Below are 14,736 nucleotides of genomic sequence, written 5' to 3' on the forward strand. Positions count from 1 at the left end.
ATGTCGCACGACCCGCACCCTTCTTCGAGCGTGGCTCGGGGCATCGACCCGCGTGGTCCTCGCGTCGGGGCCGGGATCACTGCTCTGCTGCTCGCCGTGACCCTCCTCCTGGGCACCTCCCAGGCTGCGCTGTGGTTGCTGACGTTCATCGCGCTGAGCTTCCTGCTGGGGGCGCTGCGCGGTGCGCAGGGCACGTGGCAGGGCTGGGTCTTCAAGACGCTCGTCCAGCCCAGGCTCGGCCCGACGGCGGAGCGCGAGGACCCGCGTCCGCCCCGGTTCGCGCAGGGCGTCGGGTTCGTCATCACCGGGGTCGGCGTGCTCCTGGGCTTCACGGTCTCGCTCGTGGCCGTGCCGGTCGCAGCGGCGCTCGCCCTGGTGGCGGCCGTGCTCAACGCGGCGTTCGGGCTGTGCCTGGGCTGCGAGATGTACCTGCTGATCCGACGGTTCGCACCCGCCCGCTGAGGTCCCGCGCCGGCAGCGAGGCGCCGAGGGTGCCGTGGCAGGAAGCGCGTAGGGTCGTGCGGTGCCTGCGCAGAACGACTCCTCGACCACCGTCCCTCCCCGGATCAAGCGGCTGCGTGCCGGGGTCCGTCCCCCGGGCGACGCCGAGGGGATCGGCGCGGAGGAGCGTCGCCACGACGAGCGGTTCGAGGGTGGCGACCTGTCCCACGCGGACCTGTCCGACGTCACGTTCGAGCGGTGCGACCTCGTCGGGCTCTCGCTGCACCAGGCGGACCTGCGGGCCGCGACGTTCAGCGAGTCCCGGCTCGAACGGATCGACGCACCCGTCCTGAGCGCCCCGCGGTCCGTGTGGCACGACGTCGTCGTGGCCGGGTCGAGGATCGGGTCCGCCGAGCTCTACGAGTCGGGGTGGCGGTCGGTCGAGCTGGTCGACTGCAAGCTCGGGTACGTCAACCTCCGGGGGGCGACGATCCGCGACCTGCGGCTCACGCGGTGCACCGTGGACGAGCTCGACCTGACGAACGCCCAGGCCACGCGGGTCGCGTTCGAGGACACCTCGGTCGACCACCTCGTCCTGGCGAGCGCCCGGCTGGCGCACACCGACCTCCGCGGGGCGACGCTGCGCCGGATCACGAGCCTCGAGAGGCTCGCGGGGGCCACGCTCAGCCCGTCCCAGCTCGTCGAGATGGCGCCGCTGTTCGCGGCGGAGCTCGGCATCCGCGTCGAGGACTGAGCGCGAGGTCCGCCGCCCGGAGCCCGCCACGCCACCGCGAGCCGCTCCGGACACGCCACGCCGCAGTGCAGCGCGAGGCGAGGCGCTCGCGCGGGGCGAGCGCCGCCGTCGGGCAGAGGGGTACCCCGCTGCGAGGACCGCGGCGCGTCAGTAGACGAGGGCCTGGGCCCCCGGCCGCAGCGCCTCCTCGACGAACACCGACGCCCCCGCGATGCGTACGCCCGGCAGGAGGTCGGCCTCCGTGATGCCGCGGCGCACGGCGCACTGGGTGCACACCGTGACGGTCCCTGCGGACAGGATCACGTCCAGCAGGTCCGGCAGGGCCGTCGCGTGCTCGAGCTCGAGCTCGCTCGCACGTCCCGGGAGCCCGAACCACGCGGACTCCCCGGTCAGCCACACGCTGACCTCGACCCCGGCGGCCACCGCGGCGGCCGCGACCGTGAAGGCCTGGTTGGTCGCCTCGGGGCGTTCGAGGCCCGCCGTCGTCTTGACGACGAGCGAGCGGGAGACGGCGGCCGGGGCGGCCGAGGACAGCGGCGGGACGGGCTGGGAGGTCACGTGCGCGAGCCTAGAGGCCGGACGGTAGGATCGGCGACATGTCCACGCATGCACTCGAGCTCATCTTCCTGGGACTGCTGATCGCCGCGACCGTGACCATCACGTGGTTCGCCGGGTTCGTCGTCTACAAGCTGTACAAGGGTCAGCGCTGACCTGAGCGTCGCTCCGGGCGTCCGCGCCCGGTGGGACCACGGTCCCGCTCCCCTCGTCGTCGTCACCGGTCCGCTGGGACCGCCGGAGGTACCACCAGATGGCTTTCGCGTTCCCTGAGGGGCTCGCCCCCGAGGCCTACCCGCTCGCGTGGCTCGTGGGCTCCTGGCGTGGCGAGGGAGTCATCGCCTACCCCGGGATCCCCGAGACCCCGTTCGTCCAGGACGTCGTGTTCGACCACGACGGCGGCCCGTACCTGCGGTACGAGTCGACCCTCCGCGTCCTCGAGGCCGAGGTCCCGGAGACCGTGCCGGAGGCCTGGACCGCGAACGAACCCGTCGACCCCGAGGCCGACGCGTCGAGCGACCAGACCGAGCCGAGCACCGAGGGGCACCTCGCGCCCGGCCGCATCTGGTCCACCGAGACGGGCTACTGGCGCGTCTCTCCCGAGCGCCCCGAGGGGCTGCCCGAGGACAAGTCCGCGATCGAGGTCATGATCGCGGACCCGTCGGGCCGCATGACCCTGTACCTGGGGGTCGTCGGCAACGGTCGGGTGGACCTGTCGAGCGACGCCATGATGCGCACGGCCACCTCGGCCGAGGTCACGGCGTCGAACCGGCTCTACGGCAACGTCCAGGGCCAGCTCCTGTGGGTCTGGGAATTGGCGGCCTTCGGTCAACCGTTGCAGTCGTATGCGTCGGCGAAGCTGGACCGCCTCTAGCCCTCCGACGCATGAGGCACGGCCGACGCCACCGCGCGGCCGGACGGACGTGCGCCCACCGGCGCCGAGGAGGTTGTTGCACCGTGACCGCTGGACCTGACGACGCCACCCAGACCGACCCTGTGACCGAGACCCCGGTCCGGACGAGCCCGCTGCTCGCGCGCCCCGGCGCGGTCGCCGGCTCCGGCCCCGACGCGGGCGTGGCATGGCACTACGGCGACCCGACGGGCGAGCAGCGCGCGCTCGGGTCGGGCGGTGCGGTCGTCGACCTCTCGCACCACGGCGTCGTGCGGGTCACGGGCCCCGACCGCCTGACGTGGCTCAACTCGATCACGTCGCAGAACCTCCTGGGCCTGGCGCCCCGCACCTCGACCGAGCTGCTCGTCCTGAGCCCGCAGGGGCACGTCGAGCACGCGGCAGGGGTCGTCGACGACGGCGAGTCCACGTGGCTCGTGACCGAGGGCTCGCACGCCCCGACCCTGGCCGCCTGGCTCGACCGGATGAAGTTCTCGCTCCGCGTCGAGATCACCGACATGAGCGACGAGATCGCCGTCCTGGGCGAGCCCCGCGACGCGGAGGGCGTGGAGGGGGAGCCCGTCACGTGGCGCGACCCCTGGCCGCGCACCGCGCCCGGAGGGACGCGCTACGGCCCCGCGGACGACGAGCACCCCGGTGCCCACCGCCCGTGGCGCCTGGTCCTGGTGCCCCGCGCCGAGCTGTCCGACGCCGTCGCGGCCCGAGAGGCCGCCGGGTGGCGGCTCGCCGGGACCTGGGCGAGCGAGGCGCTGCGCGTCGAGGCCTGGCGCCCCCGCCTCGCGACCGAGGTCGACCACCGCTCGATCCCGCACGAGCTCGACTGGCTGCGCACCGCGGTCCACCTGAACAAGGGCTGCTACCGCGGCCAGGAGACCATCGCGCGCGTGCACAACATGGGCCGTCCGCCGCGGCGCCTCGTGATGCTCCACCTCGACGGCTCGGGACACCTGCTCCCCGTCGCCGGGGCCGAGGTGCGGCTGCCGGGCGGAACCCCGGGGCCGGACGGGGTGGCGGCACCGGGCCGTGCCGTGGGGGTCGTGACGTCGGTCGCCCGGCACCACGAGCTGGGCCCCGTGGCGCTCGCGGTCCTCAAGCGCAGCGCCCCCGAGGACGTCGAGCTCGTCGTCGACTGCGACGGTGGCGCGGTCGCCGCGGCCCAGGAGGTCGTGGTCCCCGGCGAGGGCGTGTCGGTCGACCGCCCCGCACCCCGCGGTCCGGTCGCACGAGGCATCACTCCCAAGGGCGCGGGCGCGCCCCAGAGCATGATCTAGAACAGAGTCTGAGGACCGTGCCGGGACTCCGGCACGGTGGGACGCGGTGAGCAGGAGCACATGACGCAGGCGCGGGAGTCGGCCGGGGGAGCGACGACCCCGGAACCGGGGGCGGTCGAGACGGCTCGCAAGGCGTTCCGCCGGCTCGTGCTCCGCGCCCGGCTGCGGCAGGGGACCTCCCGGGTCCGGGTCGCGTTCTGGCCCGTCATCCAGGCCTCGCTCGCCGCGGGCGTCGCCTACGGGATCGCGCACTACCTGCTCGGGCACCCGTACCCGTTCTTCGCCCCGGTCTCGGTGTGGATCTGCCTCGGGTTCAGCCAGGACCGTCAGGTCCGCAAGGTCGGCGAGCTCGCGATCGGGGTCGCGGTGGGCGTGGGCCTGGGGGACCTGATCGTCCACTTCATCGGGTCGGGCTGGTGGCAGGTCGCCGTCGTCCTCGCGACGTCCGCCCTGGTCGCGCGCTTCATCGACCGCGGCGCCCTCCTCGCGACCCAGGCCGGTGTGCAGGCCATCGTCATCGTTGGTCTGCCCGCGACCCAGACGGGTGGGCCCGGGGGGCGCCTGGTCGACGCCCTGGTCGGTGGCGCGGTGGCGCTGCTCGTCGCGACGCTCACCCCCGGCGACCCACGCCGTCGGCCTCGGATCCTGGGGGACGAGGCGACGACCGAGCTCGCGGAGACGCTCGAGCTGCTCGCCCGTGGCTTCCGCTCGGGCGACATCGACGACCTGGACGCCGCACTCGTGCGGGGGCGGGCGTCCGAGCCCGCGCTCGAGGAGTGGCAGGCCACCGCGACGAGCGCCCAGGAACTCTCCCGGGTGAGTCCCGTGGGGCGCAAGCACCGCAGCGAGCTGGGCGACATCGAGCGCAAGGCGGTCCTGGTGGACCGTGCCATGCGCAGCGTCCGCGTCCTGGCCCGGCGTGCCCGCCCGGTCGCTGGGACCGATCACGACCTCCTGCCCGTCGCGGCGATCGTCGACCGGTTCGCGGCCGGCACGCGTGTCCTGGCCGAGGCGATCGGCGCGGGCCGCGACCCGTCGACCGCGCGCGAGATCCTGGCCGACACCGCGGCCGCGGCCGACCCGCGGACCGTCGGTGCCGGGGACTGGCAGGTCCAGTCGCTCGTGATGCTGCTGCGCTCCCCGATCGTGGACACGCTCGAGGCCGCGGGGATGTCCCCCGAGGACGCCCGGGCAGCCCTGCACGAGCTCTGACCGGGGTCGTGGCGCGCGCCGGGAGCACGCGGGAGCGCGTCTGGCGGGGCGCCGATCGTGCCGGGGCGTGCCCGGGCGTGCCGGGGCTCGCACCCGACACATCCGCAGGACTGGCACGCGTGGAGGTCTACGCAATCCGGGCGCTGGCCGGTACCTTCGGGGGATGGAGGTTTCCGTCAGCGCCCTGCGGGCCGAGCTGAAGTCGTGGATCGAGCGGGCGCGTGACGGGGAGGACGTGGTGATCACCGAGCGCGGCATCCCGGTCGCCCGCCTGAGCGCGATCGACAGCGCGGACCTGATCACGTCGCTGACCCGGGACGGCCTGCTGACGCCGGCCACCGAGGAGCGGCCCGTGCACACGCCGCCCGCTCGCCCGGCTGCCAAGCAGTCGGCGATGTCGGGCCTCGTGCGCCGCATCCGACGCTGAGCGGGCGCGCCCCATGGCACTGGTCTACTTCGACGCGAGCGCGCTCGTGAAGCTGTGCGTCGCCGAGCCCGGGTCCGAGCTCGCGAGCGCCCTGTGGAACCGGGCGGACGTGGTCAGCACGAGCCGGCTGTCGGACACCGAGGTCCGCGCTGCGCTCGCCGCGGGCGAGCGAGCGGGGGTCCTCGACGCCGCCGAGCGTGCTCAGGCGCTCGCCACCTGGGAGCGGCTGTGGCCCGCGCTGCACCTGGTCGAGGTCTCGCCCGAGGTCCTGGACCGGGCGAGCGCCCTCGCGGGGGGCAACGGGCACTCGCTGCGCGGCGCGGACGCCGTGCACCTTGCCTCGGCGCTGGTGCTGCGCCACGAGGACGCGATCTTCGCGGTGTGGGACGAGCGCGTCGCGAGCGCGGCGCGCGCGGAGGCGCTACGGGTCCTGCCGTAGGCTCGTGTCGTGTTCGGAGCAGCCCAGACCCTCGTCTACCTCGTCCTCTTCCTCGCGGTGTTCGTCGCGCAGCTCGTCGCGCTCATCGACGCCGCGAGCCGCCCCAAGAACGCCTACACGGCCGAGGGGAAGCTGACCAAGAACCTCTGGCTGCTCATCCTCGGTGTCTGCGCCGCGCTGGGCTTCATCGCCCTGCCGCCCATGGGGGCGAGCGTCGGCTTCCTCAACATCTTCGCGGTGGCTCCCGCCGTGATCTACCTCGTCGACGTGCGTCCCCGCCTCAAGCCGTACGGCCGCGGGTCGGGCGGCTCGGGAGGGTCGGGCGGCAACCGTGGCGGCCGTCCGGGCGGGTGGTGACCCCCGTGCTGCGCTCCGCCGCTCCGCTCGCTGAGGTCGTCCGGGGCGACCTGGTCGAGTCTGTGCACCTGGGGCACCTGGTGACGCTCGACGCCTCGGGCGCCGCCGACCTCGTGGTGGGCGACCCGTCGACCGTGATCTGGCCCCGCTCGTCGGTCAAGCCGTTCCAGGCCGTCGCGATGCTCCGTAACGGGCTCTCCCTGCCGCCGCGCCTGCTGGCCCTCGGTGCTGCGAGCCACAACGCGGAGGACTTCCACCTCGCGGGGGCACGCGAGATCCTCGCGGGCGTCGGGCTCGACGAGTCGGCGCTGCGCAACACGCCCGACATGCCGGTCTACCCGCCTGCGGCGTTCGCCTGGCAGGAGCAGGGCAACGGCCCGGCGTCGATCACCCAGAACTGCTCGGGCAAGCACGCGGCGATGCTCGCGACGTGCGTCGCGGCGGGCTGGGACACCGCGACGTACCTGGATCCCGCACACCCGCTGCAGGTCGCGATCCGCGAGACGCTGCTCGAGCTCACGGGGGACGACGCGGCCGACCTCCACGTGACGGTCGACGGCTGCGGTGCACCCCTCTTCTCGACCACGCTGCTCGGGATGGCACGGGCGTTCGGCCGGTTGGCCGCGGCACCGTCGAGTGCGCCCGGGTCGCCCGAGGCGCTGGTGGCGCGCGCGATGTCCTCGTTCCCCGAGATGGTCGGTGGGACGGGGCGCGACGCGACCGACGTCATGCGGGCCGTGCCGGGCCTCGTCGCCAAGGACGGCGCGGACGGCGTGTACGGCGCGGGCCTGCCGGACGGGCGTGCGCTCGCGTTCAAGGTCCTCGACGGCTCGCCGCGCCCGCGCCCCGCGGTGCTGGTCGCTGCTCTGGCGTCGCTGGGTGCGGGGGACGTCCCAGGGGTCGACGGCGCCGCGCTGGACCGCGTCGGCCGCACCCCGGTCCTGGGCGGAGGAAAGCCCGTCGGTGAGGTGCGGGCCACGTTCGGACCGGGCCACGCCGCATGAGGGCCGTCCTGCAGCGCGTGGCGCGCGCGAGCGTGAGCGTGGGCGGCGAGGTCGTGGGCAGCATCGACCGGCCGGGGCTGGTCGTGCTCGTGGGTGTGACGCACGACGACGGGCCCGCGCAGGTCGAGCTGGTGGCGCGCAAGGTCGCCGAGCTGCGGATCCTGCGCGACGAGCGGTCGGTGCTCGACGAGGGTGCGCCCGTGCTGGTCGTCAGCCAGTTCACGCTCTACGCGGACACGAAGAAGGGGCGTCGGCCGTCCTGGAACGGTGCGGCAAGGGGGGACGTGGCCGAGCCGCTCGTCGCCCAGGTGGTCGCCGCGCTGCGCGCGAAGGGCGTCGAGGTCGCGACCGGTGTGTTCGGTGCGGACATGCAGGTCGAGCTCGTCAACGACGGCCCGGTGACGATCCTCGTCGAGGCGTAGCGCCTCGTCGAGGCGCGGAAGGCTACCCTTCGTAACGTTTCGAACGATTCGCCGCGTTGGTAAGGGAAATCCCTTATGTGACCGCTGTGAACCATGTGGAAGCCCCGTACATCATTCGCGCGCCCCCCTGGCTAGGTTCGGAAGTGCCCAGCCGCTGGTTCCCGTTCAGGGATCCCCGGTGCCTGGGGCTCCGGAACGGACCGGAGTCAGCAGCACGGAAGACGAAGAGGCCTCCCTTTGCACGCATCCCGCAACAACCCCTCGCTACCACGCCGCACCCGCCGTGCCGCCGGTGCCGTGGTGACCGCGACGACCCTCGCCCTCGTGGGCTCGGGCCTGGTCGCAGCAGGCACCGCGACGGCCGCGCCGGCCGCGCCCGCCGCGGTCAGCCCCAACGGTGACAACGACATCAACGGGTACCGCAACGTCGGCTACTTCATGTCGTGGGCTCCCGAGAACTACGGCTACACGGTCAAGGACTTCCAGGAGTCCGGCCAGGCCGACCAGATCACGCACGTCAACTACGCGTTCGCGAACATCCACCCGACCGACCTGACGTGCTTCATCTCCGACAAGGACGGGTCGCCCGCACCTGGCGGCAACGACGGGGCCGGCGTCGCCGGTGCCGACTTCGTCGACGCGGTCAGCGCGGCGGACTCGATCGACGGGGTCGCCGACACGGCCGACCAGGCGCTCGCCGGGAACTTCAACCAGCTCCTCAAGCTCAAGGAGAAGAACCCCGACACCAAGGTGCTGGTGTCGATCGGTGGATGGACCTGGTCCAAGTTCTTCTCGAAGGCCGCCGCGACGCCCGAGTCCCGCGAGAAGTTCGTCTCCTCGTGCATCGACCTCTACCTCGAGGGCAACCTGCCGGAGATCGACGGCCGCGGAGGCGCGGGCGCAGCGGCCGGCCTCTTCGACGGAATCGACATCGACTGGGAGTGGCCGGGGGCACCGAGCTGGTCGCAGCACCCCGAGAACTTCGTCGACCCGGTGAACGACAAGGCGAACTTCACGGCGCTGCTCGCGGAGTTCCGCGAGCAGCTCGACGAGTACGGCGCCTCGCAGGGCGAGGAGTACCTCCTGTCCTCGTACATCCCCGTGAACCCGACGGTCATCAACGCGGGCTGGGACGCGCCGAAGATCTTCGACTACCTCGACTACGGCAACATCCAGGGCTACGACCTGCACGGCGGCTGGTCGCCGAACCTGGCCGGGCACCAGTCCAACCTGCACGACGACCCGACCTACACGGGCGAGATCTCGGTCGAGCAGGGGATCGACCTGTACCTGAGCCGCGGCGTCGACCCGCAGCAGATCACGCTGGGCATCCCGGCGTTCGGCCGTGGCTGGACCGGCGTCGTGGCCGGCGACTCGAACGGTGCGTGGCAGTCCGCCGCGGGCGTTGCCGAGGGCACGCACGAGCCCGGCTACAAGCAGTACTTCGAGCTGCGTGACCTGGGCACCGAGTACTTCGACGAGACGACCGGTTCGTCCTGGCGCTACGACGGCAACGAGTGGTGGACGGTCGACACCCCGCGCGCCGTCGAGTTCAAGGCGAAGTGGGTCGCGGAGAAGGGCCTGGGCGGCTCGATGTGGTGGGACCTCGCGGGTGACTACGAGGACGAGCTGGTCGGCACGGCCGCGGACGTCTACCGTGCGTCGCAGGCCGGTCCGGTCGACTCGGACGCTCCCGGTGGATGCTACGGCGACTGGACCAAGGCGGGCATCTACACTGCTGGCCAGGTGGCGTCCCACCAGGGCGTCAACTACCAGGCCAACTGGTGGGTCCACACCAACGCACCGGGCACCGAGACGCACTGGAGCCCGTGGCGCGTGGTCGGTTCCTGCGTCTGACCTGACGCGGTAGCGGCCTCGGCCCTGCGCAACTCGACGCCGTCGGGACCACGACCTGCCTGTCGTGGCCCCGACGGCGTCCGCACGTCCTTGGGACGGGGAGCGTGGCTCAGCGGAGCCAGCCGCGCCGCTTGATGTACACGAGCGGGATGACCGCGGCGACGAGCGTCACGAGCACGACCCACGGGAACCCGAGCTCCCACTCGAGCTCGGGCATGCGCGTGAAGTTCATGCCGTAGAACGACGTGATGAGCGTGGGCGGCAGGAACACTGCGGTGATGATCGTGAACACCTTGACGATCTGGTTCTGCTTGACGTCGAGCGAGGTCATGATGGCCTGCTGGAGGTAGCGGACCTTGTCGTGCTCGAAGCTCGCGTGCTCCTTGACGCCGTCGACGTCCGCGATGAGGGTCTCGACCAGGCTCGCGAGCACGGGGTCGGTGTCGGCGATCTCGCTGCGCAGGTGTCGTGCGGCGCGCGCGAGGGAGAGCTGGGACTCCTGGGTGCTGGAGACGATCTCCTCGGCCCGGTTCATGCGCGAGATGGTGCCCTGCATGTCGGTCACGCCGATCTCGCGCCCACGCCGGTCGTAGCCGAGCGTGGCCTCCTCGATCTGGTCGGACATGTCCTCGAGCAGGTCGCTGGCGTGGTGGATGACGCGTTCGGCGGCCTCGTTGAGCGCGTACAGCAGCGCGTACGTGACGCCGTAGGACGTCTGGGTCAGTCGCGGTGTGCGCCGCATGCGGGCGATGGCCTTGTCGAAGATCGGGTAGTGCCGGCTGGGCTGGAGGGTCACGACACGTTCGGGTGACAGCGCGAGCATGAGCACCTCGCGCTCGATGCGCTCGCCGCGCCGGTAGGTCGCCACGACCGGCAGGTACACGTGGTCGTCGGTCTCCCAGACGCGCCCGGACGCCGGGGAGAAGTCGACGCCGACCTCCGCCGCACGCTCGAGGGCGGCCGGGTCCTCGGACGCGACCTGGAGCCAGCGGGCGCGCAGGGCCTGCGGGTCGAACCGTGGGGCCGTCCGGACCGGGGCGGGCGTCCGCCGTGCAGCGGCGCGGGGCGACGTGAGGGCGCGGGGCGACTCGGCGACCGCGGGCGTCGTCCCGGTCACGGTGCCACCGCCGTCTCGCCCGTGGGCAGCGCGTCGGTGCCCGACGGCGTCGCCCCCGTCGGCGCGGTCGTCGTCACCAGCGGCGCCGGGACGGGGGCGTCGTCGTGCCCCGCGGCCAGCAGGTGCGTCCCGAGCAGGGTCGTGCAGATGAACAGGTACAGGCCGATCGTGAACGTGATCGACTGGCGTTCGAGGTCGGGGCGGCGGGGAGCGGGCGCGGGGGTGGTGGCCCGGTTCGTTCGGAGTGGTGCGGAGCCCTTGCGAGTGGTCGCGGGGCAGGGTGCACTGAGGTGTGTGCTCGTCGACATGGTGGTCCTTCCCGGCGCCGTGCTCTCGACGGTGCCGACCGGACGCCGGGCCGCCCTGCGTGCGGGCAGGGGCAGGTCCTGGCGAGGGGGGATGACGGTGCATGGAGCGCACTGGCGACCGCCCCGCGGGCCGTGCCGGGAGAGCCGACCGGAAGGGTCAGCGGGCAGGGTGGAGGGGAGCGAGCGCGCAGTGCGGGGATCTATGACTGCTGCCGTCCGGCATCGCTCTCACCTCCTTCTCATCTGCTTCTGGTTCCGTGCTCGTCTGAGGTACCGAGATCTCTCGGCAGAAGCAGACGGAGGAACGAGGTCACCCTAGACCTGGTCGAAGGCCCCGGCAAACCGCCCCCGGCGGAAGCCACCGAAGACACTGACGGGTAACAGGACAGGATGCCCGCCTTTACGTCGGGTTGTTAACATTCCTGAGAGTCGTCCGGCCATCGTTGCCCCGGACGGGAGGGTCTGACATGCCAGCCAGCCAGCAAGAAGTCCTGACCTCAGATCAGGTGCGCACGTCCCGCACGTCCACCGAGCACCGGCCCGAGCGGCTCTCGTCGCGTCGGGCGGAGATAGACCTCGCGCTCTCGGCGGTCGCCGACGGGCGGGGCGCGTTCGTCTGGACCGGGGAACCCGGCATGGGGGCGAGCACCACGCTCGAGCGCGTCCACGAGGCGCTGCACGGGGCGAGCGGTCCGCACCCGCCCCTGGTCCTGAGGGTCGCCCAGACGGTGGGCCCGCAGCGTTCCGGCGGAGCGGTGCGTTCGCTCGTGTCCCAGGTCGCCCAGGTCACCGGGTGCGCGGTGCCGGACCGGCTCGTGCGCCCGCTCGACGTCGCCGACCCGGAGTACGGGTACCTGCCCGAGGTCGGCGCGGTCGCGCTCGCCGAGTACCTGGAGGAGGCGGTGCCCGACCGCACGGTCGTGCTCCTCGCCGACGACCTCCACCTGGTCGACGAGATCAGCCGTGCCGTGGTCGTCGGGCTCGTCGCCCAGCGCCGCGCCGCGCTCGTGCTCCTCGCGACCGCCGTCCCCGGAGGGTTCGACCGCCCGCTGCCCTACCCGATCGAGGTCCGTGAGCTCGCGCCCCTGGGGCCGCCCGAGGCGCTGCACCTGCTGCTCGTCGAGGAGCGCCTGGCCGTGGCCCCGCACGTCGCGGCGAGGCTCGCCCAGAACCTCGCGGGCAACGCGGCGGCGATCGCCCAGACGGCCCGGCTGCTGTCGAGCGAGCAGCTCGCGGGCACCGCGATCCTCCCGGACCCGCTGCCCCCGGTTCCCGCGGTCCGCACGCTGCTCGGCGACCGGCTCGACGGGCTCGCCCCCGAGGAGCGGCGTGCGCTGCTCGTCGCGGCGGTCGCGGTCGTCGAGCGCACGGACGTGCTGCTCGCCGCGTCGGGGCTGAGCATCGAGGAGGTGCTCGACGGGCCGCTCTCGGGGCAGCTCTCGCTGGTCTCCGGTCGCTTCGCGTTCACGGACCCGCGGGTTCGCTCGCTGGTCCACGGCGACGCCCGCCTCGCAGACCGCACGGCCGCGCACCTGCGGCTCGCGACGGTCCACACGGCGGTCGGCGAGGAGGACATCGCCACCTGGCACACGGCGCTCGCGACGCTCGCGGGTGACCCGACGCTCGCCCCGGGGCTCGTGTCCCTGGCCCAGCGTCTCCTCGAGCGCGGGGACGTCGTGTGGGCCCACGAGGTCGCGCGCGAGGCCGCGAGCCAGGCCGCTGCGGCGGACCGCGGCGAGGCGTACGTGGTCGCGGGGACGGCCGCGCTCCAGTCCGGTCATGTCCACGACGCGGCCGACTGGCTGCGGCGGGCCGCGCGCTGCGAGGGCGGCGTGAGCTCGGCCCGCATCCTGGGCCCGCTCGTCACGGCGCTCACGCACGTCCAGGGCCAGGTGCCTGACGACGTGATCGCCCCGTTCCTCGCGCTCGCGGACAACGACGACGCCTGCACCTGTTGCGTCGACCACGAGGGCCGTCCCCGCGACGCGGCCGGGGGGTGCGAGATCGGCGACGTCGTGCAGGGGCTCACGAGCGCGGCGACGCTGCACGCCGAGCGCGGCGACGGCGTCGCCGCGTCCCAGGCGTTCGACGCGGCGAAGCGGCTCGCGCGACGCTGCACGCAGGGGGTCGGCGGGCTCGACGTCGTGCGGTCCTGGCTCGCCAACTACGGGGTGGGGGAGCGCGGCAAGGGGGCCAACCTGCCTGGTTCGTGCCTCTCTCCGGAGCAGGAGGCGTACGCACAGGTCAGCCGCGCGATCGCGCTGGCCGACGAGGACGCCCTCGACGTCGCGGGCCAGGCGCTGGCCAGCGCGGTCGCGAACCTCGCGCCGGTACGGAACGGGGGCCGCTGGTTCGACGCCCCGTCCGGTGCGGTGACCCCGTACGTCGAGGCGCACCTGCGCCTCGCGCAGGTGCTCGTCCACTTCTGGTCGGGGAACATCACCAAGGCGCGCCGCGAGCTCGAGGAGGCGGCCTTCCGCCTGCCCGTCGGGTTGCCGTTCGCGGGGACCGGGGTCGCGGTCGCACGCCGCCTCGACATGGCGGTGCACGGCAGCGTCGGGACGGTCGCGACCGCGCTCGAGGAGACCTGCTCCTGCCCGACGTCGCGGCCCGTCCGGCTGGGGCTCCTCGTGGACCGGGCCATCGGTGCGTCGTTCGCGCGCCACCACACCCAGGCGGCGACGCTGCTCGAGCTGGCCGCCGAGACGGACCGGCGCGACTGCGCCCACATGCTGCACCTGCCCGGGATGGACGACGTCGAGGCCTGGGTGCTCGCCGGACGTCCCGACGCGGCCGAACGGGCGCTCGCCCGGCGGCGCGTCGAGGCCAAGGACCTCTCCCCGGCGAACCGGGTCGCGACGCTCGCCCGTGCCGAGATCGCCCTGGCGCGGCCAGAGGACTCGGTCGCGCTGCGCGACGCCGTCGCCTCGGCGGGCAGGGGGATCGCGTCGCCGTTCGAGCACGGGCGCACCGAGCTCTGTCTGGGCCGGGCGCTGACCCGCTGGGGAGACCTGCCCGCGGCCCACGAGCACCTGCTCTCCGCGGTCGAGCTCCTCACGCAGTCCGGGGCGTGGGCGTGGGCGCGGCAGGCGCAGGGGGAGCTCGCCGGCGTCCTCGAGCACCTCCACGCGCTCCAGGTGGCTTCCGCCCGCAGCGACCACGCGCCCGTGCCGACCACGACGCCCGGGGGAGGCGTCCCGCACGCGGGGGCTGCGCCGTCGGGCAGGCCGCGCCTCGCCGCGCGCGAGAGCGACGTGTCCGACGACGCCCTCGACGAGCTGCGCGCCCGCTGGGCCGACGAGCTCACCGAGCGGGAGCTCGACGTCGCGCTGCTGGTCGTCCAGGGAGGCTCCAACCGTGAGGCTGCGGACCAGCTCTACCTGTCCGTGCGCACCGTCGAGGTGCACCTGGGCCGCGTCTTCCGCAAGCTGGGGGTGCGCTCGCGGGTCGAGCTCGCGGTGCTCGCGCACCGGGTCGGACGATGAGCCGGACGGTACGCGGGGTCGGCGCGACCCGTATGCGACGCGCGGGTACGTAGGGGGGAACACCTACGCGTCCGTGTGTATGTACGCGAGGTGAACAATGTGGGAAACGCTGATTCACGAGGACAGGGTCGCTCCCTAGGGTCGGGGTGTTCCTGGGCAACGACGTCCGGGTCACCG

15 protein-coding genes are annotated in these 14,736 nt (G+C 73.4%); 12 read left to right on the plus strand and 3 right to left on the minus strand.

Going from position 1 to position 14,736, the window contains the following annotated elements; genetic code table 11:
- Both WFH32_RS18075 and WFH32_RS18080 read left to right on the plus strand, forming a co-directional pair.
- A complete protein-coding gene (locus WFH32_RS18075) occupies positions 1-462 on the plus strand; it encodes a DUF4395 domain-containing protein (protein WP_191796364.1) in 462 nt (153 codons plus the stop codon).
- A 61-nt stretch (positions 463-523) separates the two neighbouring features.
- Positions 524-1,195 carry a pentapeptide repeat-containing protein gene (locus tag WFH32_RS18080; RefSeq protein ID WP_336708689.1) on the plus strand — a complete coding sequence of 224 codons (672 nt, stop codon included), beginning with the start codon at positions 524-526 and terminating at the stop codon, positions 1,193-1,195.
- 147 nt (positions 1,196-1,342) lie between these two features.
- Here the strand turns inward: WFH32_RS18080 and WFH32_RS18085 are convergent, their stop codons facing one another.
- The gene (locus WFH32_RS18085; protein WP_336708690.1) at positions 1,343-1,753 is read right to left on the minus strand and encodes a DsrE family protein; all 411 of its coding nucleotides are present in this window, start codon (positions 1,751-1,753) and stop codon (positions 1,343-1,345) included.
- 250 nt (positions 1,754-2,003) lie between these two features.
- Here WFH32_RS18085 and WFH32_RS18090 point away from each other — a divergent pair, with 250 nt between their 5' ends.
- From WFH32_RS18090 to WFH32_RS18130, 9 genes are all read left to right on the plus strand, one after another.
- A complete protein-coding gene (locus WFH32_RS18090) occupies positions 2,004-2,624 on the plus strand; it encodes an FABP family protein (RefSeq protein WP_191796366.1) in 621 nt (206 codons plus the stop codon).
- Between the two features lie 83 nt (positions 2,625-2,707).
- Positions 2,708-3,931 carry a CAF17-like 4Fe-4S cluster assembly/insertion protein YgfZ gene (ygfZ, locus tag WFH32_RS18095; protein ID WP_442946358.1) on the plus strand — a complete coding sequence of 408 codons (1,224 nt, stop codon included), beginning with the start codon at positions 2,708-2,710 and terminating at the stop codon, positions 3,929-3,931.
- A gap of 60 nt (positions 3,932-3,991) precedes the next feature.
- Positions 3,992-5,143 (plus strand): FUSC family protein, encoded by a 1,152-nt coding sequence (locus WFH32_RS18100; protein WP_191796368.1) that lies wholly within the window; start codon positions 3,992-3,994, stop codon positions 5,141-5,143.
- Positions 5,144-5,306: 163 nt separating this feature from the next.
- Positions 5,307-5,570, plus strand: a complete 264-nt coding sequence (locus WFH32_RS18105) for a type II toxin-antitoxin system Phd/YefM family antitoxin (RefSeq protein WP_138822733.1) — start codon at positions 5,307-5,309, stop codon at positions 5,568-5,570.
- Positions 5,571-5,583: 13 nt separating this feature from the next.
- The gene (locus WFH32_RS18110; RefSeq protein WP_191796369.1) at positions 5,584-6,009 is read left to right on the plus strand and encodes a type II toxin-antitoxin system VapC family toxin; all 426 of its coding nucleotides are present in this window, start codon (positions 5,584-5,586) and stop codon (positions 6,007-6,009) included.
- Between the two features lie 9 nt (positions 6,010-6,018).
- Complete coding sequence (locus tag WFH32_RS18115; protein WP_191796370.1) at positions 6,019-6,366, plus strand: DUF2516 family protein; 348 nt, start codon at positions 6,019-6,021, stop codon at positions 6,364-6,366.
- Positions 6,363-7,370: an asparaginase gene (locus tag WFH32_RS18120; RefSeq protein ID WP_442946359.1), complete on the plus strand. Its 1,008-nt coding sequence runs from the start codon at positions 6,363-6,365 to the stop codon at positions 7,368-7,370. Before WFH32_RS18115 ends, WFH32_RS18120 begins: the two co-directional genes overlap by 4 nt.
- Entirely contained in the window at positions 7,367-7,792 is a 426-nt protein-coding gene (gene dtd, locus WFH32_RS18125) for a D-aminoacyl-tRNA deacylase (RefSeq protein ID WP_191796372.1), read from the plus strand. Before WFH32_RS18120 ends, dtd begins: the two co-directional genes overlap by 4 nt.
- A 300-nt stretch (positions 7,793-8,092) precedes the next feature.
- Positions 8,093-9,649, plus strand: coding sequence for a glycosyl hydrolase family 18 protein (locus WFH32_RS18130; RefSeq protein WP_336708693.1), 1,557 nt, complete (start codon positions 8,093-8,095; stop codon positions 9,647-9,649).
- A gap of 109 nt (positions 9,650-9,758) precedes the next feature.
- Here the strand turns inward: WFH32_RS18130 and WFH32_RS18135 are convergent, their stop codons facing one another.
- Positions 9,759-10,766 (minus strand): CorA family divalent cation transporter, encoded by a 1,008-nt coding sequence (locus WFH32_RS18135; protein WP_191796374.1) that lies wholly within the window; start codon positions 10,764-10,766, stop codon positions 9,759-9,761.
- A complete protein-coding gene (locus WFH32_RS18140; protein ID WP_336708695.1) occupies positions 10,763-11,074 on the minus strand; it encodes a hypothetical protein in 312 nt (103 codons plus the stop codon). Before WFH32_RS18140 ends, WFH32_RS18135 begins: the two co-directional genes overlap by 4 nt.
- A gap of 467 nt (positions 11,075-11,541) precedes the next feature.
- Here WFH32_RS18140 and WFH32_RS18145 point away from each other — a divergent pair, with 467 nt between their 5' ends.
- Positions 11,542-14,559, plus strand: coding sequence for a helix-turn-helix transcriptional regulator (locus WFH32_RS18145; RefSeq protein ID WP_336708697.1), 3,018 nt, complete (start codon positions 11,542-11,544; stop codon positions 14,557-14,559).
- Positions 14,560-14,736: the final 177 nt, after the last annotated feature.

The sequence above is a fragment of the Oerskovia sp. USHLN155 genome, assembly GCF_037145535.1.
Classification (GTDB): Bacteria; Actinomycetota; Actinomycetes; order Actinomycetales; family Cellulomonadaceae; genus Oerskovia; species Oerskovia rustica.

What these genes read in the sequence shown, in the direction of transcription:
- WFH32_RS18100 (WP_191796368.1), top strand. Translation starts at nt 3,992, where the DNA reads ATGACGCAGGCGCGGGAGTCGGCCGGGGGAGCGACGACCCCGGAACCG.
- WFH32_RS18105 (WP_138822733.1), top strand. Translation starts at nt 5,307, where the DNA reads ATGGAGGTTTCCGTCAGCGCCCTGCGGGCCGAGCTGAAGTCGTGGATC.
- WFH32_RS18145 (WP_336708697.1), top strand. Translation starts at nt 11,542, where the DNA reads ATGCCAGCCAGCCAGCAAGAAGTCCTGACCTCAGATCAGGTGCGCACG.
- WFH32_RS18140 (WP_336708695.1), bottom strand. Translation starts at nt 11,074, where the DNA reads ATGTCGACGAGCACACACCTCAGTGCACCCTGCCCCGCGACCACTCGC.
- WFH32_RS18075 (WP_191796364.1), top strand. Translation starts at nt 1, where the DNA reads ATGTCGCACGACCCGCACCCTTCTTCGAGCGTGGCTCGGGGCATCGAC.
- WFH32_RS18090 (WP_191796366.1), top strand. Translation starts at nt 2,004, where the DNA reads ATGGCTTTCGCGTTCCCTGAGGGGCTCGCCCCCGAGGCCTACCCGCTC.
- WFH32_RS18110 (WP_191796369.1), top strand. Translation starts at nt 5,584, where the DNA reads ATGGCACTGGTCTACTTCGACGCGAGCGCGCTCGTGAAGCTGTGCGTC.
- dtd (WP_191796372.1), top strand. Translation starts at nt 7,367, where the DNA reads ATGAGGGCCGTCCTGCAGCGCGTGGCGCGCGCGAGCGTGAGCGTGGGC.